Below are 24,344 nucleotides of genomic sequence, written 5' to 3'. Positions count from 1 at the left end.
GCACACACCACGGACGGGACGCAGATGGCCAGGCGCAGGAAGATGCTGTTCGAGTTGCCCTATTCGCTCGATGCGCCGCGGCTGACCAACCCGAGTGTGGGCATCGACCGGCTGACCGTGCGCAGTGATGCCACCTACGAGATGGTCATCACCCTGCTCGACGCCCCCGACCACCGGCTGCTGCGCGCCGGGGTGATGCTGGCCCACCGCGTCGTCGACGGGCTGGGCGACTGGTATCTGGATGCGCCGTCCTGGCAGCCGTGGCTGCCCGCCGACCATTCCGAGCCCCTGGGTGCTGCCGGTGACCTGCCCGCCGACCTCGCCGAACTGGTGCGTCCGTTCCGCCGCCGGGCACCGCTCGGGCCGGTGGCAGCGGTCAACATTGTGCGCAACTCCTACACCCTCAAAGACCCCGAGGACGTCACGCTCGGCACCCTGCGTGACGAGAAGATCACCATCCGCCGCAACGGGCTGACCACCTCGAGGTTCCGTGAGGTGACGCTGGTGCCCAGCCCCGCGATGACGGGCGCCCAGCGTCGTTTCCTGTCCGAGGCACTCACCATGTCGGGCGGCATCCAGGTCGACTCGTTCCCCGACCTCGTCTTCCGCCTGGGCGCCCCGGCCACCGGGCTGACCGACTACCCCGAGCCGCGCGAGTGGGATGCGAAGGTGAGCCTCGAGACGTTCGTCTCGCAGGTCTTCGCCTCACGCCTGCAGGACATCGTGCGCGCCGACCTGGCCCTGCGTGCCAGCGAGCTCGCCCAGCGCACCCGCGCCGCCGCAGACGATGACGATGCCGCCAGTGCGGGGACAGGGCCGTCGGACGACCCGTCTGCCGAGCGCCGGCCATCGTCGTCCATGGGGATCGCGCCACTGCTGCGCGAACTTGTGCAGTTGCGCCACATCGTCGCGAGCCTGTCGGCGGTGCTCGAACCGACATGGCGCCAGACGATGCACAACGACCTGACTGCCATCATCGACGCCGGCCCCGAGCGGCCGGTCAGCAGCCTCGACGATCGGTACTACGGGGTATTGGACGAGCTCATCGGCGCGGCACGGGCGCCACAGCTGGGCGACCTCAGCAACCGGCAGGCGGCGCCGGTGCTGCGCCAGCAGCTCGAGTCGGGCATGCGCATCCTGGTGACCCGTTGCCAGCGTCTGCGTGCCGACAGCCCGGACGATGACTGGCAGGCGGCACTGGTCGCCACCCGCGAACTGCTCGGTACCAGCGAAGGCCTCGGCATCTTGTTCGGCAAGCTGGCGCGCAAGGTCGCCAAGCAGCTGCGCAAGGTGGCCAACCTGCTCGAACCGGCCCAGGGCATCGCCGAGTGGCCCAGTGATGCACAGCTCGCCGAGTGGAGCGCCGAACAGGCGTTTGTGGCCGGGCGCAACCTGCAGCGCGCAGGTGATGCCCGCGATGCGGCCCGGGCGCGGTTTGTCGAGGAGTGGCCGGTACTGAGGCGCAAGCTGCTGAACCTGAGGCAGCAGGCGTGAGCGGTGTCTTCGTGGTCTTCGAGGGCGGCGACGGAGTCGGCAAGTCCACCCAGGTCAAGATGCTCGCGGGTTGGCTCGACGAGGTCGGCATCGCCCACCGGGTGACCCGTGAACCGGGGGACACCTGGCTGGGCGGCCACCTGCGCCAGCTGCTGCTCGACCCGGCCTCGGGGCCGATTTCACCCCGGGCCGAAGCGCTGGTGTATGCCGCTGACAAGGCACAACACGTCGACGAGGTGGTCATGCCGGCGCTGGCGGCCGGGCAGGTGGTGGTGTGCGACCGCTACGTCGACTCGACCCTGGCCTACCAGGGGGCCGGCCGGGGCATGCCCCTGGACGAGCTCGAGGCGGTGGCGCGCTGGGCCACCCGCGACCTGCGCCCGCACCTGACGGTGCTGCTCGACGTCGACCCGCAGCAGGCGGTGCACTCCAAGGACGAGCCTGACCGGCTCGAGAGCGCCGGTGAACAGTTCCATCGCGATGCCCGGGCGCTGTTCCTGACGCTGGCCCAGGCTGACCCGGGGCGCTACCTGGTGCTGGACGGGCGCCAGAATCGCGACGCGATCGGCCGCGAGGTGCGCGAGCGGCTGCGGCCACTGCTGGTGGCGCAGGGCTTGCTGGGCTGAGGGTCTCGGCCCCGGCGGTGATCAGCGCGGGTCGGCCAGGCTGACCATCAGCGATTCCATGGCGATCAGCGGCGCCACGTTCATCTCGAGCGCCTCGCGGGTGGCCAGGATCGCGTCGATGCGACCCAGGGTCTGTTCTGGTGTGGACGACCTCGCGGCCGCCTGCACCTGGGGAGCCATCTCGGCGTTGATCAAGTGCGGGCCGCTGCTGTGAACGTCGCCGGGGTCGGCCACCGACAATTCAAGCCCGAGGCCCCCGGTCTGCACGCCGAGCACATCGCGGTACCAGGTGGTCAGCTCGGTGAGCACCCGGTCGAGGGAGTCGCGCTGCAGCCGCTTCGCGCGGGCTTTCTGCTGGTCCTCGAGGTCTTTGAGTGCGGCCGCGGCGTGCTTGGGCCTGGCACCCTTTGTGCCCATGCCGAGCGCTTCTGACAGCTCGGTCTTCTCGCGCACGTCGAGGTCTGCGGTCGCGGCGGCGGCCTCGTCCAGACTGGCCTTGACGAGGTTGTCGGCCGCGGTCAGGCAGGCACCGATCGATGTGAGCTGGCCGGGGATGTCGAGGATGCGCCGCCGTCGGTCGCGGGCATGGTCGTCGCGGGCCAGCGCGCGCGCTCGTCCGATGTGGCCCTGTGCGGCGCGGGCGGCATAGCTCGCCATCACCTCATCGACCCCGTCGCGGCGCATGAGCAGTTCGGTGACGGCCTGGTCGGTGGGGGTGGCCAGCTGCAGGTTGCGGGTGCGCGACCGGATGGTGACGATCACCTCATCGGGGTTCGGCGCGCACAGGATCCACACGGTGCGCGGCGAGGGTTCTTCGATCGCCTTGAGCAGGGCATCGGCGCCGCGGTCGGTGACCCGGTCGGCGTCCTCGATGATGATGATCTGGAAGCGCCCCACCACCGGGCTCATGGCGGCCGCGCGCACCAGGTCGCGCACCTCGTCGACGCCGATGGACAGCTTCTCGGTACGCACGAGCGTGACATCGGGATGCGCGCCTGACAAGGCAGTACGGCATTCGGTGCACTCACCGCAGCCCCCGCGGGGGCATTGCAGGGCGGCGGCGAAGGCGCGGGCGGCGTTGGAGCGTCCTGAGCCCGGCGGGCCGGTGAACAGCCAGGCATGGGTCATCGCGTGGCCTTTGCCGCTGCGCGTGCCGGCGACGGCCCGCTGCAGGGTCGCCACGGCGTCTGCCTGGCCGACCAGGTCAGCCCAGACGCCTGTGCTGGTCGTCGTCGTGCCGGCCATCGGCCCACCCCCTGTGTCGTGCCCCTGTGTTTCGACTCGGGGACCATCCTGCCAGCAGGGTGTGACAAGTTCTTGTGCGACAAGTTCTTGCGCGGCGGGGTGGGGTGGGGCGGCCCGGACTCACGGCGGTCGGCTCCTGAACTTGTACAAGTGGCGCCAGTGCCTCGTCCGCAGCTGGGTTAGGGCGCAATCGGGTGCATTCGTGGCGCTGGTGCCAGTTGTGCAGGGTTGGGTGGTCGGGGGTGGCTCGATGTTCCCGATCCGGGGTGCAGGCTGGCACCTTTGGGTGCGCTTCGACACCCGTCGAACAGTGTCGGCGTGCTCGTGAGGGTGTCGGCGTGCGCGGACGAGGTCTGCCGAGCCCGTTCACACCGCCCGGCCCGGCGGGGCTCGCTCCTGATCTTGTACAAGTGGCGCCAGTGCCTCGTCCGCAGCCGGCTCGGCCGCAATCGGGTGCATTCGTGGCGCTGGTGCCAGTTGTGCAGGGTTGGGTGGTCGGGGGGTGTGGCCATGGTGCTGGACGAGGCCTGCCGGGGCTCTTCGGGACCCCGTCGCCTGGTTGGGGGTGCTCGGCCCGGCCCTGCGGTCGGCTCCTGATCTTGCACAACTGGCGCCAGTGCCTCGTCCGCACCTGGCTCGGCCGCAATGTGGCGCAAAGGTGGCATCCATGCCAGTTGTGCAAGTTTCGGCCGCCCGGGCGGGGGTCTCCACCCCCGGCATGTCGCCCAATCCCCGGTGTGTTGCGTGTCCCCGGCAGCCCAGAGGGGCCAGAGTGTTTGACTAGCCATGACCATGACGCGAGAGGAGCTCCGATGAGCGACGACCTGCAGCACGACCCGGAGCACCGCCCGGGGCACGACCAGCACCACCCCGGTGACGATCATGGCGACAATCCCTTCGCGGCCCACGAGTACCACCGCGACCACGAGCCGACCGAGGTGCTGAACCCGGACGAGCCCACCGAGGCCCTGCCCGCCGACCCCGAGGGCGCAGGAGCCCACGATGCCGACGACGCCACCCGGATCGTGCCCCGGACCGACGTCGAGCACCCCGGTGATGCGGCCGATTCCGAGCCCACCCAGGAATTCAGCCCGCTGGGCGATGCCCCCGAGCACGCCCCGCACGCCGACAATCCCGAACCCACCCTCGCGCTGCCTGCCCAGGACCCCCAGAACCCCCAGAACCCCCAGAACCCCCAGGACCCCCAGAACCCCCAGGACCCCCAGTCACCCAGCAGCACCTACCGGGCCCCGGCCTACCAGGCCCCGGCACCGCGCCCGGCACCTGAGCCCTATGTGCGCGGACCCGTCTTCAGCCCCACAGGTTTCGAGGGCCGCCCCGCGCAGCCCGCCGGCGAGGCCGACCCCTCAGAAGCCGCCACCGCCGCCTTCGCCGCGTCCGTCGACCCCGAACAGGCCCAGCGCGACGAACAGCAGGCTCGCGAGCACGCTGCAGCCGTTGCCGCCGAGAATGCCCGCCGCCGCGAGGCCGCCGAGGCCGCCCGGCAGCGTTCGCTCGGCACCGTCACCCCGCAGGATGACGCCGACACCCCGCGGCAACCCCCCGCGCGTCGTACCACCGACAAGTGGTTCGGATCACTCGGCATCTTTGTGCTGCGGCTGGTGCTCGCCGCCATCCTTGCCGTGCGCGGCTACCAGATGATCACCGACATCGCGGGCACCCGCGACCTGCTCGGCCAGATCGGCATGCCCTACCTCGAGTACTTCCCGTGGGCGCTCGCCATCGCCCATGGCCTGGCCGCGCTGGGCCTGGTCTTCGGCCTGGGCACCCGCGTGATCGGCCTGTGCGTGGCCGCGCTCGGCGCATGCGTGCTCGCCCTTGTGAAGTGGGGCACCGTGCCGGTCTTCCAGAGTGGCATGCCGGGCTTCAACGGTGAACTCGAGGTGTTGGTGACTGCCGTCGGCTTCGTGCTGTTCACCCTGGGCAGTGGCGGCTGGGGCCTGGATGCCAGCTGGCGCCACAACCGCCAGCGTGAGAAGTACGGGGAGTAACCACCGCCCGGCAACACCCGCCGGCCGTTGTGCCCGCCGACTAGAGTCAACGCCATGAGCGAGACCGGGGCGCGGCAGGTGATGGCCGTCACCTTCGAAGAGCATGGCCAACTGCACTACCTGCGCGCCCACCACGGTGAATACGCCGTGGGTGACTGGGTGTTGTACCCGACCTCCGGGGGGGCTGAAGTGGCCCGGGTTGTCTGGGCCACCGAGCCCAGCGACGACGCCGACGAGTTCCCCATGTGCGCCGGTCGCGCGTCCCCGGGTGACCTCGACCGGGACGCCCGCAACCGCACGGCACGCGCCGAGGCCTTCGCCGCCGCGCGGCGCCTCGTCAAGGAACACGGCCTGGCCATGAAGGTCGTCGCCGTCGACGTGCTCGACCGGCCCGAGGGCCAGTCGGGCCTGCCGCACGGCAACCAGGGCACCCAGCCGCAGGGCACGCTGGTCGCGATCTATTACACGGCTCCCGACCGGGTCGACTTTCGCGCGCTGGTGCCTGACCTGGCCCGCACCCTGCAGGCCCGCATCGACCTGCGCCAGATCGGTGCCCGCGACGCCGCCTCGGTCGTCGGCGGCATCGGGTCATGTGGACGAGAGCTGTGCTGCTCGACCTTTCTGAAGCGGGTCGAACCCGTCGGCATGCGACTGGCCCGCAGCCAGCGGCTGCCGAACAACCCGCTGCAGATCGCAGGGGCCTGCGGAAAGCTGATGTGCTGCCTGAAGTACGAACACCCGTTGTACGTCGACTTCTACCAACGTGCACCCCAGGTGGGCGAGGATGTCGTCACGGACCAGGGCCCGGCGCGGGTCATCGGCCACAACGTGCCCTCGGACTCGGTCGTCGTGCGTGACCCCGAGGGCCAGGTGCGGCGGTGCCCGCTCGAGTCCGTCTGCCCGAGCCACCAGGCCAGACGCCAACGCAGTGCCGACCTCGACCACGACCAGGAGCCATGATGCGCACCCGCCCCCGATCGATCCGGCTCGCCTCGATCGCCGCCGCCACGGCCCTCGCGCTGGTCGCCAGCGGGTGCACCCTGCTGGGCATCGGCCCCTACGGCAAGGACGACCCGTCTGCCCAACCCACCGAGGTGCAGCAATCGACCCAGCAGCAGCCGTCGCCGACCACGGCGGCCCCCCAGAGCCCCGGCGGCGATACCCCGGCCCCCGTCGACCCCAACGACGTGCCCGTGGCCTCCTACGATGCGTCGAAGCATGAGACCTGGCCCGACGCCCCCACATCCCCCGACCGCACCAACCTGAGTTCGAACGCGAAGCCCGACGGGTTCGCCGACCCGCCGGCCGGTCAGGGCATGGACCGCTACCTCAACCAGCGCATCAGCTGGCAGGCGTGCGGTGACTTCCAGTGCGGCACGGTGCTGGTGCCGCTCAACTGGGACGAACCCGACGGGCAGGCCATCACGCTGAAGATGAAGAAGCGGCCGGCGTCGGCCCCCAAACAGGGCAGCATGTTCATCAACCCCGGTGGCCCCGGGGGCTCGGGCCAGGAATATGTCGAGGGCTTCGAGGCCGGCGGGTTCCCCGGCTACGACATCATCGGCTGGGACACCCGGGGCGCCGGTGAGTCGACCCCGGTGAAGTGCGCCAGCAATGCCCAGATGGACGAGTACAACGATGTCGACATCTCACCCGACGATGACCCGGAGTTCACGGCCCTCGAGAACGCCCAGAAGGACTTCGCCAAGTGGTGCCGCGACCAGTCAGGCGCGCTGCTCGACCACATCTCGACCATCGACACCGCCCGCGACCTCGACTACCTGCGCTACCTGGTCGGCGACAAGCACCTGACCTATCTCGGGGTCTCGTACGGCACGTTCATCGGCTCGGTCTATGCCGAGCTCTACCCCAAGCGCGCCTCGCGGCTGGTGCTCGACTCGGCGGTCAACATCACCGACAAGGACACCGTCATCCAGGCCATGGGCTTCGACCTGGCGCTCAAGGAGTTCGGCGCCTGGTGCGCCCGCCAGCAGGAATGCCCCTACGGCGAGACCCAGGACGCCGTCGTCAAGGACCTGACCGACTGGTTCGCCAGCCTTGACCAGAACCCGATCCGCAAGGGCAGCTCGGTGCTCACCCAGAACGAGGGCGTGCTCGGCGTGGCCGCATTCCTCTATTCGGGTGAGGCCGCCTATGTCTCGCTGCTGAACTCGCTGCGCTTCGCCCGCGAGGCCGGCGAACCGCAGTACCTCGAACTGGCCGCCGGGTTCCTGATCGGCAAGGACGAGAACGGCAATTACGGCTCGCTCGCGTTCAGCTTCCCGGCCATCGCCTGTGCCGATTCGCAGGACGGCGGCGCCGGGGTGGTCAAACCCGAATGGGACGACGCCCGCAAGAAGGCCCCCATCTTCGGCAACTACATGGGCCCGGGCATGCAGTGCACGTACTGGTCGGCCAAACCCATGGCCAACCTGAAGCTCACTGCCAAGGGGGCCCAGCCCATTCTCGTGCTCGGTGCCACCGGTGACCCGGCGACCCCCTATGAGCAGGCCGTCTGGATGGCCGAGCAGCTCGAATCGGGCACCCTGGTCACCTGGAAGGGTGCGGGCCACGGTGTGTACTCGCTGGGCAACCAGTGCGCCAAGCAGGCGGTCGAGAACTTCGTCAACAAGGGCACGGTGCCCAAGGACGGGCTGGAGTGCTGAGGGGCTGATGGCGCCGGCAATGATGCCCGCCAACACGTGAAGTGGCATCACGCCCCGGCACCCCGGTATAGTCCTTCCGGCTGGGTTCGTCCCGGCAAGGCCGTCTTAGCTCAGTCGGTAGAGCGGCGCTCTCGTAAAGCGCAGGCCACGGGTTCGATTCCCGTAGACGGCTCCACCCTCAGTTAGGCTCGACCCCATGCTCTCGATGCTCTCACTCGTTGTGCCCTGCTACAACGAAGCCGCTTCATTGCAGCGGCTCTATGCAGAGACCGTCGAGGCCACTGCTGGGTTGAGCCAGGAGTTCGAACTGATCCTCGTCAACGACGGCTCGCGCGACAACACACTGGACGTCGCGCGCCAGCTCGCCGACCACGACCCGCGCGTGCGGGTGCTGTCGTTCAGCCGCAACTTCGGCAAGGAGCCGGCCATGCTCGCCGGCCTGCGCGCAGCCCGCGGCGATGCCGTCGCCATCATGGACGCCGATCTGCAGCACCCGCCCCAGCTGCTGCGCGACATGGTGGGCGTGCTCGACCGTGGCGAGGCCGACCAGGTGGTGGCGCGCCGCTCGCGCGACGGCGATTCGAAGGTGCGCACGTTCTTTTCGCGCATGTTCTACAAGGTCGTCAACGGCATGGTCGACGTCGAGTTGACCGACGGTGTCGGTGACTTCCGGGTGATGAGCCGCCGGGCTGTCGATGCGCTGCTGCAGCTGGGCGAACAGAACAGGTTCTCGAAGGGCCTGTTCAGCTGGATCGGCTACCCGACCGTGATGCTCAGCTACAAGAACGTGCTGCGTGACGCCGGTGAGTCGTCGTGGACGTTCAAGGCGCTGGTCAACTACGGCATCGATGGCGTCGTCAGCTTCAACCAGAAGCCGCTGCGGGCGGTGTTCATCATCGGTGTGGCGGCGATCGTCGCCTCGCTGCTCTACCTGGTCTGGCTGCTGGTCGGCTGGCTGATCTCGGGCGTGCAGACACCCGGCTACCTGACCACGATCACCGCCGTGACCCTGTTCAGCGGTGTGCAACTGATCAGCCTGGCGATCATCGCGGAGTACATCGGGCGCATCTACCTCGAGGTCAAGGGCCGCCCGCACTACATCATCGCCGAGTCGATCAACGACCCCGCCGATCCCGCCGTGACAGCCCTCGACCACCCCGCCACCAACGCGCAACTCGAGCGCGGTGGTCACGCGTGAGACCAGCCGTCGAGCAGGTCGACCGGTTCGTGGGCAACCTCGTCGACCGGCTGCCCCCGCGGCTGGCCGCCGTGACGCGCAAGCCCGTCGTGGGCCAGGTGATCCGGTTCGGCATCGTCGGGGTGACCAACACGCTGGTCTACTACGCGTTCTATCGACTGCTGCTGCTCGCGCTGCCCTACCTGGGTGCGCACCTGATCGCGTGGGCACTGTCGGTGGTCTTCAGCTTCTTCGCGAACTGCTGGTTCACCTACCGGGTGCGACCCACGTGGCGCCGGTTTATCGCGTTCCCGGCAACCACCCTTGTCAACGTGGCCTTCACCACCTTCGGCTCGGTCATCCTGGTGAGCCTGTTCAGCGCCGATGTGCGCTATGTGACGCTGGCGATGGGCATCCTGGCGATCCCGTTCACGTTCCTGGTGACCCGCATGGTGCTGGTCGGCCGTCCCGAGGACGCGCCGCAGCGCGACTGGCGTACCTGGGTGCGGGGCGCGGCGGCGCCGGTGACCGCAGCCCTCGGCGCGATCAGCGCGAACGTGCTGGTCGCGAGAGCGCTGGGGCTGACGCCATTCGGTGAGGTCGGGCGCGGCATCGGCGACTACGGCCCGCAATACCTGCCCTTCCACCTGTACCTGCACGACGTGCTGACCAACAACACTGACGGGTCCATTGCGGATCTGGGCAACGTGGCCTTCACCTGGGCCGGGGCGGGCGGCACCGGGTTCCTGCCCGAGTACGCCACCTACCTCGGTGGGCCGTTCACCCTGCTGGTCGGGTTCTTCCCGCTGCGGCTCATGGATGTCGCGATCCTGGTCGTCTCGCTAGTGCGCATCGGCTGCGCCGCCGCGGCCATGATGGCGCTGCTGCAGGTGCTTCGTCCCCGGGCCCCGCGGTTGGCGGGCATCTGCCTGTCGATCGGCTACGCCACGTCGAGCTGGGTCGTCCAACTGGGCATGACCACGCCGCAGTGGCTCGACGGCCTGCTGGCGTTTCCGCTGATGTGCCTGGCGGCCGTGCTGACCGTGCGCCACCGCGCCGTCGTCGCGCCCGTGGCGCTGGTGGCGCTGGGCTGGTGGTCGAACTACTACTCGGCGATGATGGCCAGCCTCGGCGCGGCGTTCTTCGCCCTGGCGTGGCTCGTGGCCGAGGGTCGTCGCCCGGTCGCGGTGCTGCGCGGGCTGGTCGGGTTCGCTGTGCGCGGCGGGCTGGGTGTGGGTACGGCGATGTGGTTGTTGTGGCCCTCGCTGGTCGCGGTGGGTCGGGCGTCATTCGCGCCGAGCACGCTGATGCGGGTCGAGCCGAACGAGATGACCCTGCGGTTGTTCGGGTTCACGGCGGGCGTCGACTTTCCGCCGATGCTGTTCGCGGGGTCGCTGGTGCTCATCTGCGCCGCCGCGGTGGCGCTGGCGCCGGCTCTGGGCTGGCGCGCCCGCATCACCTGGGCGGCGCTGGCCGTCGTCGCCGTGGTCTCACTGCAGTGGAAGATCGCGATCCAGTTGTTCAACGGCGGCGACGTGCCCAACGGCAATGCCTATCGCTGGAGCTTCATCGTCGTCGGCCTGCTCGTGGTCGCCGGGTGGCATGCGCTGACCGAGCGTGCCGATGGACGAGAGGATGCGCGCGGCTGGCTCACCCGGGCACAACTGGTGGTGGCGCTGGTCGTGGTGTCGTTGCTGGTCTGGCATGCCTCAGGCGTGACCGACCTGGAGCATGTGACCTATTCGGCGTGGTGGCTGGGGCCGTATGCGGCGATCGCGGCACTGTTCGCCTACACCTTCGTCGCGCGGGTGCCTCGTCCACGACGGCAGGCGGTGCGTGCAGTGGCGCAGGTCGTCATCGTGTGCTGCGTGGTGGTCGAGCTGGTGTGGTCTGGGGTCATCATCACCCCGCATTCGCGCTACCAGTACGGCGTCAGCGAGCCCTATGTGCTGACCTCGGCCGCCGAGCGGCAGGCGGCGGCGAAGACGGTCGAGACGTCCCAGTGGCCCACCTATCGTGTGGGCAGCCCGGTCGGGCATGACCTGCCGAGGTGGAACGTCCCCAACCTGCCGCTGCGCATGCATCTGCCCGGCACGGCCATGTACACCTCGACGATGCCGGCCCAGGTGCAGGAGACCATGCGTCAACTGGGCTACCCCGCTGGGTCGCGCCGGGTGCAGGACCAGCCGGGGCTGCTCAACGACGTGGTGCTCTCGGTGGCGGCACGCTGGGATGAAGAGCACCAGGTGGTCGCAGTGCAACCTGCGCTGCCGATGGTGCGGGTCGTCGGTTCGCCGCGGCCGCAGGTCGACCCGGCGAACCCGCCCCGCGGTCAGGAGCGGGTGGTGCACCTGCAGAGCCTGTTCACCCGTCCGGTGGTGAGCGCACCGGTGACGAGCCTGGCATGGCAGGACGGCAACCCCGCCGAGGTGACCAGCGGCAGTTTCGTCGCGTCCCGCAAGGACCAGGTGCTGGTGCTCACCGCCACCTGCGAGCGGGGCACCCTGAGCTTCCGCACCCCGAACCTGGCCGGCAAGGCGACGTGGGTGAACACCGCGACCGACGAGAAGCTCTACCCCTCGCAGGGGCAGTTCATCGACGACCTCGCGGGCACCGGCCAGACCGCCCGGTTGCGCTATGTCTCGCGTGACGCGGGCTATACCGAGCTCGGCCTGGCGCTCTGTGTCGACTACCAGCAGCTGATGGACGAGATCAACCAGACCCCGGTGCCGCAGATCAGCGTCGACGGGGCGCGCATCACGGCCCGCTTCGCGGGCCCGCAGACGGGTGACGCGGTGCTCGCCGTGGCGAACCAGCCCGGGTGGTCGTGCAGCACCGACGGGCGCGGCACCCGCCACGTCGAGCGCGCAGGGCTGATCGCGGTGCCCATGAATGGTGCAGAAGAAGTGAGCTGTGTCTACCGCCAGCCCGGGGTGGGGGTGGGTGTTGGCGCTAGTCTGCTTTCGCTGCTGGCCACGGTTGCCCTGACGGTGCTGGCGGCCCGACGCCCGGCCGCACAGCGCAAGCCGCAGCAGGGCACCCCCGTGGAAGGAGCCTGAGATGCCATCAGTAGAGTCGGCAGCAACTGTCGAACGAGAGGGGTCCCAGGTGCTCGACTGCGCGATCATCGGCGCCGGACTCGCGGGTCTGGTGGCCGCCACCGAACTGGCCGACCGCGGGCGCAACATCGTGGTATTCGAGGCCCGTGACCGCGTCGGTGGCCGGGTTGAATCGGCCCAGCTCGCCACGGGCGACCACGTAGACCTCGGCGGCCAGTGGGTCGCCGACCTGCACACCCGCATGCTGGCCCTCGTCCACCGCATGGACCTGAACCTGATCGGCACCTCGCGCGGCGACATCACGGTCAAGCTCGGCGGCGTCGTGGCCACGGTGCCCAGCCAGGAAGAGATCGAGGCAAGCCTCAACCCGTTCGAGGTGGCCGACCTGGGACAGGGCCTGGCGCGTTTTCGCCGGTTGGCTGAGCGCATCGCCCGTGACAAGGTGTGGGCCGAGGGCAATGCCACATGGCTCAACCAGCTGCTGCGCCGCTGGGTGCACAGCAACCTGCGCACCCCCGGCGGGCAGGCGTGGTTCTCGCGCGTGTTCGAGGGCGCGTTCGGGGTGCAGTTCAACGACGTCACCCTGGGTGAGAGCCTGCACCGCGCCAACTCGGGCGTCGACATGGAGGCTCTGGTCGCCGTCAACGGCGGCGTGAACCAGCAGCGCGTGGTCGAGGGCATGGCCGAGGTGCCGCGCCGGCTGGCCGAGGCCCTGGGCGACCGGGTCAAGCTGGGCCACGAGGTGGTGGGCATCGACTCGTCCGGGGACTTCGCCGTGGTGAGCCTGGCCGACGGCAGCACGGTCAAGGCCCGCACGGTGATCGTGGCGCTGCCGCCGAAGCTGGCGGTGGCGCTTGACTACAACCCGCCGCTGGAACGATGGCGCGCCGAGACGGCCGCGAGGGTGCCGACCGGCTCGATCATCAAGGCCGTCGCGCGCTACCCGCGTCCCTGGTGGCACGACGCGGGCTTCTCGGGGCAGATGGGCTCGGACGCGGGACCGGTGCGGGTGCTGTTCGACGTGTCGAACAGCGCGGACGGCGCCGGCCTGCTGATCGGCTTCTTCGGTGCCGGCGACCAGGAGAACCTGTCGGACCGCACCCCCGGACTGCGCGAGGCCGCGCTGTCGCAGGTGGTGACGGCGGCCTTCGGCGACGGCCCGGCGATGCAGGAATACGTCGAACGCGACTGGCGCGCCGAGCGGTTCACCGGCGGCTGCCACGGCGCGCACTTCGCACCGGGCGTCTGGACGGCCTCAGGGCCGGCCCTTGCCGAACCGCACGGACTGGTGACATTCGCGGGCGCAGAGTTCGCCCCGCGGTTCAACGGCTACATGGAAGGTGCGGTGCGCTCGGGCCAGGAGGCTGCGGCGGCGGTGGGGCGAGAGCTGGGCTGAGGGCGTGCGTCGCCTGGCGGCTGTGCGTCGGGTTCGGCGGGTTCGGGGTGCAGACGGGGCGGTGGTGTCAGTTCTGCAGGTTCGTGGACGAGCGGGGCTGGTGAAGGGCCGGTGTTGGCGTCGTCCGGAGGCTGGGCCCCCACACCAAACCTGCACAACTGGCATGGGTGTCGCCAATACATCTGGTTCGGCTGGTTCCGGTTGCAGACGCGGCGTTGGTGCCAGTTCTGCAAGTTTTGGACGAGCGGGGGCTGGTGTGCGCGACAGCACACAAACCTGCCCTCGAATCATCGAAGGCAGGTTTGGTGTGGGACAGGTGCTGGTTGGGTGGCGTCACACCGCGGCCGAGTCGAGTTCCCCCGTCCTGATCCGGATGACATTCTCGACCGGGGTGACCCAGACCTTGCCGTCGCCGACAGATCCGGTGCGGGCGTGGGTGACGATCACCTCGACCACCCCCTGCGCCTCGTCGTCATCGCAGAGGATCTCGAGCTTGACCTTCTCGATGAAGTCGATGGTGAACTCGGCGCCGCGGTAGACCTCGGTGTGACCACGCTGGCGGGCATACCCGCTCACCTCGGTGATGGTCATGCCGTGGATGCCGTGGTGCACCAGGGCGATCTGGACGGCGTTCAGCACGCCGGGCTGGACGATGGCGGTGACGAGTTTCATGCCTTGACCTCCTGATCGATGGACGGCAACTCATCGATGGCCGCCACGTGATCCATGGACGGCACCACCGAGGGCGATTCCGGGGCGGCGGGCACCACCAGGGTGCGCTTGACCCGGTAGGACGAGTAGCCGACGTTGGTGAGGTCGTAGCCCACCTCGGCATGGGCGGCCAGGTCGAGGCCGCGGCTCTCGGATTCCTGGGTGGCGCGCAGTCCGATCGTGTACTTGATGGCCAGGGCAATCAGGGTGGTCATCACACCCGAGTACACGAGCACTGCGGCGGCGCCGATGGCCTGGCGGCCGAGCTGCTCGACACCACCGCCGTAGAAGACGCCGGCAGCCCCGCCGGTCAGCGAGCCCTTGGCGAACAGGCCCACGGCGAGGGTGCCGATGAGGCCGCCGACCAGGTGCACGCCGACAACGTCGAGGGAATCGTCGTAGTTGAACCGGTTCTTCAGGCCCACGGCCAGCGCGCAGCCGACACCCGCGAGCACACCGACGCCCAGTGCGCCGAGGGGGGTGACGGACGCGCAGGCCGGGGTGATCGCCACCAATCCGGCGACGATGCCCGAGGCCGCACCGAGCGAGGTGGCGTGCCCGTCACGGATGCGCTCGACGACCAGCCACGACAGCATCGCGGCGGCGGTGGCGGCCAGGGTGTTCACCCAGGCCAGCCCGGCCAGGCCGTTGGCTCCGAGCGCCGAACCGGCGTTGAAGCCGAACCAGCCGAACCACAGCAGGCCGGCACCCAGCATGACCATGGTCAGGTTGTGGGGGCGCATCGGCTTGGTGCCGAAGCCCATGCGGGGTCCGACGACCAGGGCCAGGACGAGCGCTGCCATGCCGGCGTTGATGTGGATGGCGGTGCCGCCGGCGAAGTCGAGCGCCTTGACGGAGTTGGCGATCCAGCCGCCCTTCTCGGCCACCACGCCGTCGAACGCGAAGACCCAGTGTGCGGCCGGGAAGTAGACGAGGCTGGCCCAGATGATCGAGAACGCGACCCAGGCCCCGAACTTCATGCGGTCGGCGATGGCTCCCGAGACCAGCGCGACCGCGATGATCGCGAACGCCGCCTGGAACCCGACGAAGACCAGCAGCGGGATCTGGTGGCCCTCGGCCCCGATCAGCATGTCCGCGGTGTTGGCAAGCCCGGCGAACTGGGCCGGGTTGCCGATCAGCCCATGCCAGGAGTCGCCGAAAGTCATCGAGAAGCCGAACAGCACCCACAGCACCGCGACGGTGCCCATGGCCACGACCGACATCATCATCATGTTGAGCACGCTCTTCGCACGCACCATCCCGCCATAGAAGAGCGCCAGGGCTGGGGTCATCAGCAGCACAAGCGCTGCGCTGATGAGCACCCAGGCGGTGTCGCCGGTGTTGAGTTCAAGGAATGTCATGCCGGTAAGCGTGCAGCACCGATGTTTCACCACATCGCTGCGTGTGTGGCGGCCAGGTTTCAGTCTGGGGCCGGGTGTTAATGCTGGGTTTCAGCGGGTGCTGGGGGCGGGTGGCGGGCGTGACCAGAACCGGGCAGGAGTTGGCCGACGCGGCGTTCTGATGGGCGGTTTCGTGAACTCCTGCCGGGTATTGGTCACCCGATCCCGGCACACCGATCCAGCCGCTGGGCCGTGGTCGGCCCCTCGTCCATGGTTGCCGCCTGGCGGACGATCTGCATCATGGCGGATGATCTGCCGTGCGGCGCCGGGGGGCAGATCATCCACCGGGGGGCAGATCATCCGCCGGCAGGCAGTCTCTGCCGCCGCGCCCCTTGCCCTGACCCCCGTGCCTGACCGCGGTGTCCAGAACCCGGCCGGACTTGCCCGATGGCCCGTACCAAGAGCCCATTCCATGAACTCCTGCCGGATCCTGGTCACCCACCTCACCCCACCCCGATGCCCCGCCCCGGCCGCCCGGCCACCCGCCTTTGTATGCTGGGGTGCCGGACAGAGGTTCGGAGTGCTGCTGATGACTCCCGGCGGGGGCGGAGGTGTGACATGTTCTGTGCCCGGTGTGGCGCCGAGGCGGGTGCACGCGCCGTCGTGTGCCGCAGCTGTGGTGCCGACCTGACAAGGGCGGGAGCCCTGCGCATGACCGCGGGCGGGATCGCCGAGAACGCCGCGGACCTCGACCTGCCCGAGGCGCTCGTGCACCGGATGCGGGCCGACGAGCTCCAGCGCTGGGCGGCATCGCAGCCGACGGTCCTGCAGCCTGCGGTGTCCGATCCCGAGCCCGAACCCGCCCCCGAGCCAGCCGAACCTGCACCCACGGTCGAGGGTTCGACGACCTTGCGTGAGGCCCTCGCTGCGGTCGCCGCGAGCCCTGCCGAGCGTGGACGACGCCGCACGATCATTGCCACGGCCCTGATGGTCGTGCTCGTGGTGGCGACCATGTTCCTCGTGAACCTGCTCGCCCAGCGCCTGATGGAGCCCCTGACGCCCGTACCCGGCCAACCCACCAGCGCGGCGCCGTCCAGCAGCGCACCGCAGACGCCGGGCGCGACCCCGTCGCGCTAGGCAACGACCAAGCTGCGGCGCCTAACCCCGCACCCGGTACAACCTCGCCAACCTGGTCGGGTGCTCGCCCAGCTCAGCCCAGCCACCCTCAATGCTCAGCGCCGTCACCGTGGCCGTCGGGTAATGCCAGGCGATGTCGTCCGCGGTCCCGGGGTCTGATTCGTGCAGCAGTTGCGCCGCCAGCGCCGGGATCGTGGGGGAGTGGCCCACCACCAGCAGCCGGGTGACCTCGTCGCCGATCTCGCCGATGCGCTGCTTCATCGTGTCGGTGCCCGCCTGGTACAGCGCGTCCATGATCTCGGCGCGGCAGTCGAGGCCGAGCGACTCGAACGTCTGCACGGTGCGCGTCGCCGACGAGACCAGCGCCAGCTCAATGCCCGCGCCCTGCAGCCAGTGTTCGCCGACGCTCGCAGCGTCCGCGCGGCCCCGTGGGGCGAGCGCTCGTCCCTTGTCGGCGTGCGGGTCATGGTCGACGGCCTTGGCGTGGCGCATCAGGTACAGCGTTCGCATGCTGACAACGGTACGCGTCACAACCGGCACCCGCGCCCGATGGCGTGCGCCGCCCCGCTAGTATCCCGCCATGGCTTTCTTTGACCTGCCCCTCGACGAACTGCGCGCGTATCGTCCGGCCATTGCCGAACCCGACGACTTCGAGGAGTTCTGGCGGGCGAGCATCGCCGAGGTCAGCACCCACGACCTCGCCGTCGAGGTCACCCCCATCGACAACCGGCAGTCGCAGGTCGACGCCTTTGACATCAGCTTCGCCGGCTGGGGCGGCGCGCGGGTGCGCGGCTGGTTGCTGGTGCCCGCCGGTGCCACCAGCCCTCGTCCGGGCGTGGTGCATTTCGTTGGTTACAACGGTGGACGAGGCCTGCCGCTCGGCACCCCATGGGTGGCCGACGGCAACGTGCAGCTGATCATGGACACCCGCGGCCAGGGCTGGAACACCATGGGCATCTTTGACGGCACCGACGATGACGACCCGGCGGCCGGTGCCTCGAGCGTCAGCGGCTGGATGACCCGCGGCATCCGCTCACGCGAGACGTATTTCTATCGCCGCGTCTTCATCGATGCGCTGCGCGCGGTGCAGGTGGCCCGCACCCTGCCGCAGGTCGACCCCAGCAAGTTGTTCACCCAGGGTGGTTCGCAGGGGGGCGGCATCGCCATCGCCGCCACCGGGCTGGCCCAGCTGGCGGGGGTCTCGCTGAGCGGGGCGATGATCGACGTGCCGTTCCTGTGCCATTTCAACCGCGCGATGACCCTGGTCGACACCCACCCCTACAAGGAACTCTCGGGCTACCTGCGCAGCCGTCCCACCGAGGAACAGGCCGTCGCAAACGTGCTCTCGTACTTCGACGGGGTCAACCTGGCGAAGCGGGCGCTGGCACCGACCATGTTCAGCGTGGGCCTGATGGACCAGATCTGCCCGCCGTCGACGGTCTTCGCCGCCTACAACCAGTGGGGTGCCCTGCACGAGGAGCGCCCGGACACCGACATCCGCATCTACAGCCACGCCGGTCACGAGGGCGGGCGCGAACTGCAGGTCTGGGAGCACCTGGGCTGGATGCACTCGGTGCTCAAGGGCGACTGAGCCCGGGGGTGGCCGGACGGCCTCAGACCGGCTTCACGCCCACCATCAGATCCCGCTGGATCGACGAGTCCACCCGGTGCGAGAACTGCAACCACGGGCCATCGTCCTGCACCTCGAGCCCGGCTTCGACCATGATCGCGGCCAGGTCTTCACGGGTGAGCCCGTGGGTGTTCCACGAGAGGCCCATCGCACCACCCGGACGCAGCTGAACCGCCCACACGGGCAAGGCCTCGCGCAGCAGCGCGGCGGGTGACCGGTCGCGCGACCCACCTGCCCGCGCCCCGTGCGCGGCGGCGCCATGCACGACTCCGTACGGGGCGTCGGTGACCACCGCGTCGAACTTGCGCTTGCCCCACAGCTGGGCCGAGTCCCGGGCATCCCCGGTGAAGACTCCCATCGTCAGCTCGCGGCGTTCCGGCAGCCGCAGGGTGGCGTCGAACCGTTTGCCGATGGCACATCCCTCACGACGGACGGGCGTGGTGTCGGCAGTGTGCTTGAGCCGCTTGCGACGCAGCCAGGTCTTCAGATAGGCGGCCATCGCCTCGACGGCCTTCGGGTCTGCCTCGACGCCGAACCCGTCATGGCCCAGCAGCCACGCGGTCATCATCGTCGTGCCGCGCCCGGCCATGGGGTCGAGCACCTCACGCGGCCCCGGCTCACGGCGCACCGCCGCCAGCGTGACATTGGTCAACAGCCGGGTGAACTGCTCATTGGTCTTGCCCGGGTACTTCGGGATGGTGACCAGGTCGTCGTCGAGCCAGTCGGTGACCGGCAGTGGCACCGGGCGCAGCAGGTCGCCGGTGGTCTCCCCAGCGCCCGACGATTCCACTGCCTCGAACAGCGCCAGTGCGGCCGACTGGCCGGCCACCACCTCGGCGTCCAACCCGCCAGGGGCGTCCACCTTCAGGTAGTCGACACCCGCGAGCGCCACCGGGACGACGTCAGCGCCCGGATGGCAGAGCTTCAGTTCGGCCGCGGCAAGGCCCAGCGCCTCGCCGGCATAGACGCGGTTGGCGGCGGGGGCGAGCAGGACGTAATGGGTCACGCGAGGTTCGCGTGGTGGTGCTCGTACGGGGTGCCCTTGGCGCGCTCGAACGAGGCGGCCACCTCGGCCTCGGCCTCTTTGCGTCCCACCCAGGTGGCGCCCTCGACCGACTTGCCGGGCTCGAGGTCCTTGTAGACGGTGAAGAAGTGCTCGATCTCGAGCAGCATCATTTCCGAGACCGAGTCGACGTCGATGATGTTGTTCTGGCGCGTGTCAGCAGTCGGAATGCACAGCACCTTGTCGTCACCGCCCATCTCGTCACGCATGCGGAACATCGCCACGGCGCGGCACTCGATCAGGCAGCCGGGGAAAGTCGGTTCGGGCACGAGCACGAGTGCGTCGAGGGGGTCACCGTCCTCACCCAGGGTGCCCTCGACGAAGCCGTAGTCATACGGGTACTGGGTCGAGGTGAAGAGCGTGCGGTCCAGACGGATGCGGCCGGTGTTGTGATCCATCTCGTACTTGTTCTTGGTCCCCTTGGGGATTTCGATGGTCACGTCGAACCGGATGCCGTCAGGGATCGGGCTGAGCTCAACAGACTTGAAATCGTTGGTCACGGCTTGCTCTCTCTATGATGGGGACACCCTCGTCAGGGGGCCAGCTTACTGCTTTCACACCCCGGAGGTGACCGCCATGGAGCCACCCGAGACAATGCCGCAGCGAGCCCCCCAATCGGCCCCCCGCAAGCGCACCCGTCTGGCGGCCGGCGCGGTGGCCATGGTCGCGGTCGGTGCGGTCGGGGCCAGTGTCTTCGCCCACCAGCCGCTGCTGCGCGCGCTGGGCTTGCGCGATGCGCGGGTGTTGCCCCCGGCTGCGACGACCCTGTTCCCCCAGCCGAGCGCCACCGGTTCGTCCAGTGACCCCTCGGTCGTGGTGGGCACGGCGGGGCCCGCCAGCCCGTCGGCCGGCATCGTGCCCGCGAAGCTCGCCGCCCAGGTCACTGCGGTGCCGCAGCGCTTCGGCGGCACCTCGTCCGCGCTGGTGCTCGACAGCGCCACCGGGGCGGTGCTGTATGCCAACAGGCAGAGCCAGCGCATGATCCCCGCCTCGAACATGAAGACGCTGACGATGCTCGGCGTGTTGCATGCGATCCCGGGCGAAACGCGGCTGACCACGGCGGTCACCCAGCCGCAGGCCGGGGTCCTGGTGCTGCGCGGTGGGGGTGACCCGTACCTCAATTCCGTGCCCGACCCGACGATGCCGGGCACGGCGACCACGCAGCAGCTGGCCGTGCTGACCGCCGCGGCGTTGAAGGCCGAGGGCGTCACCAGCGTCACCGTCGGCTTCGACCAGACCCTGTTCGTCGGCCCGGAATGGGCCCCGACGTGGCCCGCCGGGTATGTCGACCAGGTGACCCGGGTGCGTCCCCTGATGGTCGACGGTGGACGCACGCGTGGCGCCGACGGCAGGATCACGGCCACCGCCCGGACGACCACCCCCGCGCTCAGTGCCGCGACGGTGTTCGCCGCGCAGCTGAAGGCCAACGGCATCACCGTCACGGGCACTATCACCGAACGACAGGCGGGCACGACCGCACCCATCGCCACCATCCAGTCGCTGCCCGTCGAGCAGGTCGTCACCCACGCGATGGTCGCCAGCGACAACACCGCCACCGAGATGATGCTGCGTCACCTGGCGCTGGCCACGGGGGCTGCGCCGTCGTTCGAGGGCGGGACGACGGCGCTGAAGCAGGTGCTCACCGAACTCGGCGTCTGGCGGCAGGGGGCGGTGTTCGCCGACGGCTCGGGCCTGTCGCGCAGCAACCTGGTGACCGCCGAAATGCTGGGCGCCGCCTGGACCACCATCGCCGCCTCGGACGACCTGCGCGACCTGCTCACGGCCACCCCTGTCGCCCGGGCGTCGGGCACGCTGCGCGAGCGGTTCCTGATCGACGAGGCCGCTCCCGGGCGGGGTCGGGTGCATGCCAAGACGGGTACTCTGAGCGAGGTGTCATCACTGTCTGGTTGGACGCTCACCGCTTCGGGGCAGAGCGTGGTCCTGGTGCTGCTGGTCAACCAGTCGAAGGACGACTGGTGGGCGCGCGCCTGGATCGACACCGTGGCTGCCGAGATCAGCGAATGCGGGTGCTCGTGAGCGCGCTGCCCTGGGTCGACTTCGACCTTGCCATTTCTGTGGCCGGTCGGCTGATGCCGAAGGCGCCGCCCACCACGCGCGCCATGCGCACCGAGGCCGTCGCCGAACTGCGCGAGGCCGCGGCCCTTGCCCCCGGGTTGGTCTCGCAGGCCACCGGGCTGCCGCTGGTCACCGACGGCGTCGACCTGGTCGTCGACCGCCGCACGTGGGCGGCGTCGATGGTCGGCACGGCGCAGCTGCTGTGGGCACGGCTGGGTGTGGCCGCGACGCCGGGGTTGGGCCAGCGCATTACCGGCCGGGTCGTCGCCACCCAGCTCGGCGGGGTTCTCGCGGTGCTCGGGTCACGCATCCTGGGCCAGTTCGACCCCTTTGCCGCCACCCCGCGGCTGTTGCTCGTGGCCCCGAACGTGATTGCGGTCGAACGCCAGCTGCGGCTGGTGCCGCGCGACTTCCGCACGTGGGTCGCACTGCACGAACAGACCCACCGGGTGCAGTTCGCCGCCGCCCCGTGGCTGCCGGATTACTTGTTGGCGCTCGTCGACGAGGTGGTCTCGGCCGAGGACGACGCGGGCGAGAGTGTGGGTGACGTGCTCGCGCGCGTGCTGCGCCGTGGCGAGCGGCCGCAGCATTCACAGGGCGCGATGCTCGACGTGCTGTCCGCACCGCAGGCCCACGCGCCTCTTGACAAGGTGACCGCCGTGATGTCGCTGCTCGAGGGGCATGCCGACGTGGTGATGGACCTCGCCGGACCCGGACTGATCACCACCCTGCCGACCATCCGCGCACGTTTTGAATCGCGGCGTGACCAGGGCGGACGCTTCGCCGCCCTCGGCAAGCTGGTCGGCCTCGACGGCAAGCTGGCGCAGTACCGCGACGGTGCGGTGTTCTGCCGCGCCGTGCTGGACGCCGCGGGACACCAGGGCCTCAACCGGGTCTTCGAGGGCCCGGAGCAGCTGCCCACCCGTGACGAACTGCTGTCGCCCGCGCTGTGGTTGCGCCGGGTGCTCGGACTGGGTGCGCGGCCGCAGTGATGGCGAAGCGGGTGTGATGGTGCGGGGATTCTGATGGCGCGGGGGTTCTGATGGCGCGGCGCGAGCTGGGGCCGGCGGCCCTGCAGGTCGCCCGGGCCGTCGAGGACTGCCTGGCCACGCTGACCGCCTCGCGGGTGGTGCTGGGAGTCTCGGGCGGGGCTGACTCGATGGCGCTGGCCGCCGGGACCGCCTGGGTGTTGCGCCGCTTCGAACGCGCCGGTGTTGATCATGAACTGCAGGTGCAGGCGGTGGTTGTTGATCATGGTCTGCAGGCTGGTTCCGACGAGGTCGCCGCAACTGTCGCGGGCCGGTTGCGCGGGCTGGGGCTCGAGGCCGGGGTGGTGGCCGTCGAGGTCCCCTCCGCTGGTGGTCGGGGCCCCGAAGCGGCCGCCCGTGATGCCCGCCATGCCGCCCTGCTCGCCGCAGCGGGCGCCGACGGCGTGGTGCTGCTGGGCCACACCCTCGACGACCAGGCCGAGACGGTGTTGCTGGGGCTTGGCCGCGGTTCGGGAACCAGGTCGCTGGCTGGAATGAAGCCGTCGACGGGCGCCCTGCGTCGTCCACTGCTGGGGGTGCGGCGCGCGATCACGCGCGAAGCGTGCCGGCAGTGGGCGCTGCCCGTCTGGGACGACCCGCACAACGCCGAGGCGCGGTTCACGCGGGTGAGGGTGCGTTCGAGGGTGCTGCCGTCGCTCGAGGCAGAGCTCGGGCCCGGTGTGGCCGAGGCACTGGCCCGCACGGCCGCGCTGGCGAGCACCGATGCCGACGCCCTCGATGAGTGGGCCGCCCGTGAGCTGACGCGCGAACTCGCCCGCCGCCCGAGCCGCCCGACCGACGACGGCGCGCTGGCCTGCACCACACTGCAGGCGCTTCCCGCGGCGATCGCCACCCGGATGGTGCGCGCCTGGCTCATCGGCGCCGGCGTCGACCAGCCCACCGCCGCCCATGTTGCGGCCGTCACCGGGTTGGTCGAGAACTGGCACGGCCAGGGCGCGGTGCACCTGCCGGGTGCAGTGGTTGAGCGCCACGATGGACTGCTGCGGGTGACACCCCGCTAGGCTGGCCCTCGTGGATGCCAAGGACATTGCCCAGGACTTCGAACATGTGCTCTTCACCGCCGACCAGGTGCAGGACCGCATCACAGAGCTCGGCGCGCAGATCGATGCCGACTACGAGGGCAAAGAACTGCTGCTCATCGGTGTGCTGAACGGCGCCATCATGGTGATGGCCGACCTGTCCCGGGCGCTGCGCAGCCACTGCACCATGGACTGGATGGCGATTTCGTCCTATGGCTCGGGCACGAAGAGCTCGGGCGTGGTGCGCATTCTCAAGGACCTGTCGACCGACATCTCGGGCAAGCATGTGCTGATCGTCGAGGACATCGTCGACACCGGCCTGACCCTGAGCTACCTGGTGCAGAACCTGCAGTCGCGCGAGCCCGCCTCGCTCGAGATCATGACCATGTTCCGCAAGCCCGAGGCGATCACCACCGACGTGGACGTCAAGTACGTCGGCTTCGACATCCCCAATGAGTTCGTGGTCGGCTACGGGCTCGACTATGCCGGCCGCTACCGCAACCTGCGCGACGTGGGCACCTTGGCCGAGCACGTCTACCGCTGAGCCCGTCCCCAGGATTGCCCCTGAACGCAACAGTTGCCCTGGTGCCGGAAACAGGGCCAACGGTGGCTTTAAGAGAAAACCGCTCCGGTCAACCGCTGGG

20 protein-coding genes and 1 tRNA gene are annotated in these 24,344 nt (G+C 69.7%); 15 read left to right on the top strand and 6 right to left on the bottom strand.

Features of this window, described 5'->3' with window-relative positions:
- The first annotated feature begins 24 nt into the window (after positions 1 to 24).
- The gene (locus tag ACQCX5_RS04190; RefSeq protein WP_434540760.1) at positions 25 to 1,494 is read left to right on the top strand and encodes a hypothetical protein; all 1,470 of its coding nucleotides are present in this window, start codon (positions 25 to 27) and stop codon (positions 1,492 to 1,494) included.
- On the top strand, positions 1,491 to 2,120 hold the full coding sequence (gene tmk, locus ACQCX5_RS04185; protein ID WP_434540759.1) for a dTMP kinase: 630 nt from the start codon (positions 1,491 to 1,493) through the stop codon (positions 2,118 to 2,120). Before ACQCX5_RS04190 ends, tmk begins: the two co-directional genes overlap by 4 nt.
- A 21-nt stretch (positions 2,121 to 2,141) precedes the next feature.
- Here the strand turns inward: tmk and ACQCX5_RS04180 are convergent, their stop codons facing one another.
- On the bottom strand, positions 2,142 to 3,365 hold the full coding sequence (locus tag ACQCX5_RS04180) for a DNA polymerase III subunit delta' (protein WP_434540758.1): 1,224 nt from the start codon (positions 3,363 to 3,365) through the stop codon (positions 2,142 to 2,144).
- 812 nt (positions 3,366 to 4,177) lie between these two features.
- Here ACQCX5_RS04180 and ACQCX5_RS04175 point away from each other — a divergent pair.
- The 7 genes from ACQCX5_RS04175 (at position 4,178) to ACQCX5_RS04145 (ending at position 13,675) form a co-directional block, all read left to right on the top strand.
- A complete protein-coding gene (locus tag ACQCX5_RS04175; RefSeq protein ID WP_434540757.1) occupies positions 4,178 to 5,377 on the top strand; it encodes a DoxX family protein in 1,200 nt (399 codons plus the stop codon).
- Between the two features lie 54 nt (positions 5,378 to 5,431).
- Positions 5,432 to 6,337 (top strand): PSP1 domain-containing protein, encoded by a 906-nt coding sequence (locus ACQCX5_RS04170; protein WP_434540756.1) that lies wholly within the window; start codon positions 5,432 to 5,434, stop codon positions 6,335 to 6,337.
- On the top strand, positions 6,337 to 8,043 hold the full coding sequence (locus ACQCX5_RS04165) for an alpha/beta hydrolase (RefSeq protein ID WP_434540755.1): 1,707 nt from the start codon (positions 6,337 to 6,339) through the stop codon (positions 8,041 to 8,043). Before ACQCX5_RS04170 ends, ACQCX5_RS04165 begins: the two co-directional genes overlap by 1 nt.
- Positions 8,044 to 8,142: 99 nt before the next feature.
- A tRNA-Thr gene (locus ACQCX5_RS04160) sits at positions 8,143 to 8,218 on the top strand.
- A 21-nt stretch (positions 8,219 to 8,239) separates the two neighbouring features.
- Complete coding sequence (locus tag ACQCX5_RS04155) at positions 8,240 to 9,241, top strand: glycosyltransferase family 2 protein (RefSeq protein ID WP_434540754.1); 1,002 nt, start codon at positions 8,240 to 8,242, stop codon at positions 9,239 to 9,241.
- On the top strand, positions 9,238 to 12,279 hold the full coding sequence (locus ACQCX5_RS04150) for a YfhO family protein (protein WP_434540753.1): 3,042 nt from the start codon (positions 9,238 to 9,240) through the stop codon (positions 12,277 to 12,279). The genes ACQCX5_RS04155 and ACQCX5_RS04150 overlap by 4 nt, the downstream gene beginning before the upstream one ends.
- A gap of 49 nt (positions 12,280 to 12,328) precedes the next feature.
- Positions 12,329 to 13,675 (top strand): flavin monoamine oxidase family protein, encoded by a 1,347-nt coding sequence (locus ACQCX5_RS04145; protein ID WP_434541283.1) that lies wholly within the window; start codon positions 12,329 to 12,331, stop codon positions 13,673 to 13,675.
- Between the two features lie 333 nt (positions 13,676 to 14,008).
- On the opposite strand, the gene ACQCX5_RS04140 is transcribed toward ACQCX5_RS04145, so the two are convergent.
- Both ACQCX5_RS04140 and ACQCX5_RS04135 read right to left on the bottom strand, forming a co-directional pair.
- Complete coding sequence (locus ACQCX5_RS04140; RefSeq protein WP_434540752.1) at positions 14,009 to 14,347, bottom strand: P-II family nitrogen regulator; 339 nt, start codon at positions 14,345 to 14,347, stop codon at positions 14,009 to 14,011.
- Positions 14,344 to 15,747 carry an ammonium transporter gene (locus tag ACQCX5_RS04135; RefSeq protein WP_434540751.1) on the bottom strand — a complete coding sequence of 468 codons (1,404 nt, stop codon included), beginning with the start codon at positions 15,745 to 15,747 and terminating at the stop codon, positions 14,344 to 14,346. Before ACQCX5_RS04135 ends, ACQCX5_RS04140 begins: the two co-directional genes overlap by 4 nt.
- Before the next feature lie 597 nt (positions 15,748 to 16,344).
- Here ACQCX5_RS04135 and ACQCX5_RS04130 point away from each other — a divergent pair.
- On the top strand, positions 16,345 to 16,863 hold the full coding sequence (locus ACQCX5_RS04130) for a hypothetical protein (RefSeq protein WP_434540750.1): 519 nt from the start codon (positions 16,345 to 16,347) through the stop codon (positions 16,861 to 16,863).
- 21 nt (positions 16,864 to 16,884) lie between these two features.
- On the opposite strand, the gene ACQCX5_RS04125 is transcribed toward ACQCX5_RS04130, so the two are convergent.
- Positions 16,885 to 17,373: a SixA phosphatase family protein gene (locus ACQCX5_RS04125; RefSeq protein WP_434540749.1), complete on the bottom strand. Its 489-nt coding sequence runs from the start codon at positions 17,371 to 17,373 to the stop codon at positions 16,885 to 16,887.
- A 70-nt stretch (positions 17,374 to 17,443) separates the two neighbouring features.
- Between ACQCX5_RS04125 and ACQCX5_RS04120 the strand changes: the two genes are divergently transcribed.
- Positions 17,444 to 18,454, top strand: coding sequence for an acetylxylan esterase (locus ACQCX5_RS04120; RefSeq protein WP_434540748.1), 1,011 nt, complete (start codon positions 17,444 to 17,446; stop codon positions 18,452 to 18,454).
- A 22-nt stretch (positions 18,455 to 18,476) separates the two neighbouring features.
- Here the strand turns inward: ACQCX5_RS04120 and ACQCX5_RS04115 are convergent, their stop codons facing one another.
- Together ACQCX5_RS04115 and ACQCX5_RS04110 are read right to left on the bottom strand one after the other, a co-directional pair.
- Positions 18,477 to 19,499, bottom strand: a complete 1,023-nt coding sequence (locus tag ACQCX5_RS04115) for a TRM11 family SAM-dependent methyltransferase (RefSeq protein WP_434540747.1) — start codon at positions 19,497 to 19,499, stop codon at positions 18,477 to 18,479.
- On the bottom strand, positions 19,496 to 20,056 hold the full coding sequence (locus ACQCX5_RS04110; RefSeq protein ID WP_434540746.1) for an inorganic diphosphatase: 561 nt from the start codon (positions 20,054 to 20,056) through the stop codon (positions 19,496 to 19,498). The genes ACQCX5_RS04115 and ACQCX5_RS04110 overlap by 4 nt, the downstream gene beginning before the upstream one ends.
- A 76-nt stretch (positions 20,057 to 20,132) precedes the next feature.
- Here ACQCX5_RS04110 and dacB point away from each other — a divergent pair, with 76 nt between their 5' ends.
- Genes dacB through hpt form a run of 4 tightly spaced genes read left to right on the top strand, consistent with a single transcriptional unit; the run spans position 20,133 to position 24,244 of the window.
- Positions 20,133 to 21,593 (top strand): D-alanyl-D-alanine carboxypeptidase/D-alanyl-D-alanine endopeptidase, encoded by a 1,461-nt coding sequence (gene dacB / locus ACQCX5_RS04105; protein ID WP_434540745.1) that lies wholly within the window; start codon positions 20,133 to 20,135, stop codon positions 21,591 to 21,593.
- Positions 21,590 to 22,624 (top strand): zinc-dependent metalloprotease, encoded by a 1,035-nt coding sequence (locus ACQCX5_RS04100; protein ID WP_434540744.1) that lies wholly within the window; start codon positions 21,590 to 21,592, stop codon positions 22,622 to 22,624. Before dacB ends, ACQCX5_RS04100 begins: the two co-directional genes overlap by 4 nt.
- Before the next feature lie 50 nt (positions 22,625 to 22,674).
- A complete protein-coding gene (tilS, locus tag ACQCX5_RS04095; protein WP_434540743.1) occupies positions 22,675 to 23,682 on the top strand; it encodes a tRNA lysidine(34) synthetase TilS in 1,008 nt (335 codons plus the stop codon).
- A 10-nt stretch (positions 23,683 to 23,692) separates the two neighbouring features.
- Positions 23,693 to 24,244: a hypoxanthine phosphoribosyltransferase gene (gene hpt, locus ACQCX5_RS04090; RefSeq protein WP_434540742.1), complete on the top strand. Its 552-nt coding sequence runs from the start codon at positions 23,693 to 23,695 to the stop codon at positions 24,242 to 24,244.
- Positions 24,245 to 24,344 lie beyond the last annotated feature (100 nt).

The sequence above is a fragment of the Aestuariimicrobium sp. G57 genome, from assembly GCF_050110855.1.
In the GTDB taxonomy this organism is placed as follows: domain Bacteria; phylum Actinomycetota; class Actinomycetes; order Propionibacteriales; family Propionibacteriaceae; genus Aestuariimicrobium.
Note: the sequence above shows the minus strand (reverse complement) of the source record. Positions and strands in the feature narration are given on the sequence as shown.

Excerpts from the sequence above, each read along its gene's own strand:
- ACQCX5_RS04190 (WP_434540760.1), top strand. The coding sequence starts at position 25 with ATGGCCAGGCGCAGGAAGATGCTGTTCGAGTTGCCCTATTCGCTCGAT.
- ACQCX5_RS04180 (WP_434540758.1), bottom strand. The coding sequence starts at position 3,365 with ATGGCCGGCACGACGACGACCAGCACAGGCGTCTGGGCTGACCTGGTC.
- ACQCX5_RS04175 (WP_434540757.1), top strand. The coding sequence starts at position 4,178 with ATGAGCGACGACCTGCAGCACGACCCGGAGCACCGCCCGGGGCACGAC.
- ACQCX5_RS04170 (WP_434540756.1), top strand. The coding sequence starts at position 5,432 with ATGAGCGAGACCGGGGCGCGGCAGGTGATGGCCGTCACCTTCGAAGAG.
- ACQCX5_RS04165 (WP_434540755.1), top strand. The coding sequence starts at position 6,337 with ATGCGCACCCGCCCCCGATCGATCCGGCTCGCCTCGATCGCCGCCGCC.
- ACQCX5_RS04155 (WP_434540754.1), top strand. The coding sequence starts at position 8,240 with ATGCTCTCGATGCTCTCACTCGTTGTGCCCTGCTACAACGAAGCCGCT.
- ACQCX5_RS04140 (WP_434540752.1), bottom strand. The coding sequence starts at position 14,347 with ATGAAACTCGTCACCGCCATCGTCCAGCCCGGCGTGCTGAACGCCGTC.
- ACQCX5_RS04135 (WP_434540751.1), bottom strand. The coding sequence starts at position 15,747 with ATGACATTCCTTGAACTCAACACCGGCGACACCGCCTGGGTGCTCATC.
- ACQCX5_RS04130 (WP_434540750.1), top strand. The coding sequence starts at position 16,345 with ATGTTCTGTGCCCGGTGTGGCGCCGAGGCGGGTGCACGCGCCGTCGTG.
- ACQCX5_RS04125 (WP_434540749.1), bottom strand. The coding sequence starts at position 17,373 with ATGCGAACGCTGTACCTGATGCGCCACGCCAAGGCCGTCGACCATGAC.
- ACQCX5_RS04120 (WP_434540748.1), top strand. The coding sequence starts at position 17,444 with ATGGCTTTCTTTGACCTGCCCCTCGACGAACTGCGCGCGTATCGTCCG.
- dacB (WP_434540745.1), top strand. The coding sequence starts at position 20,133 with ATGGAGCCACCCGAGACAATGCCGCAGCGAGCCCCCCAATCGGCCCCC.
- tilS (WP_434540743.1), top strand. The coding sequence starts at position 22,675 with ATGGCGCGGCGCGAGCTGGGGCCGGCGGCCCTGCAGGTCGCCCGGGCC.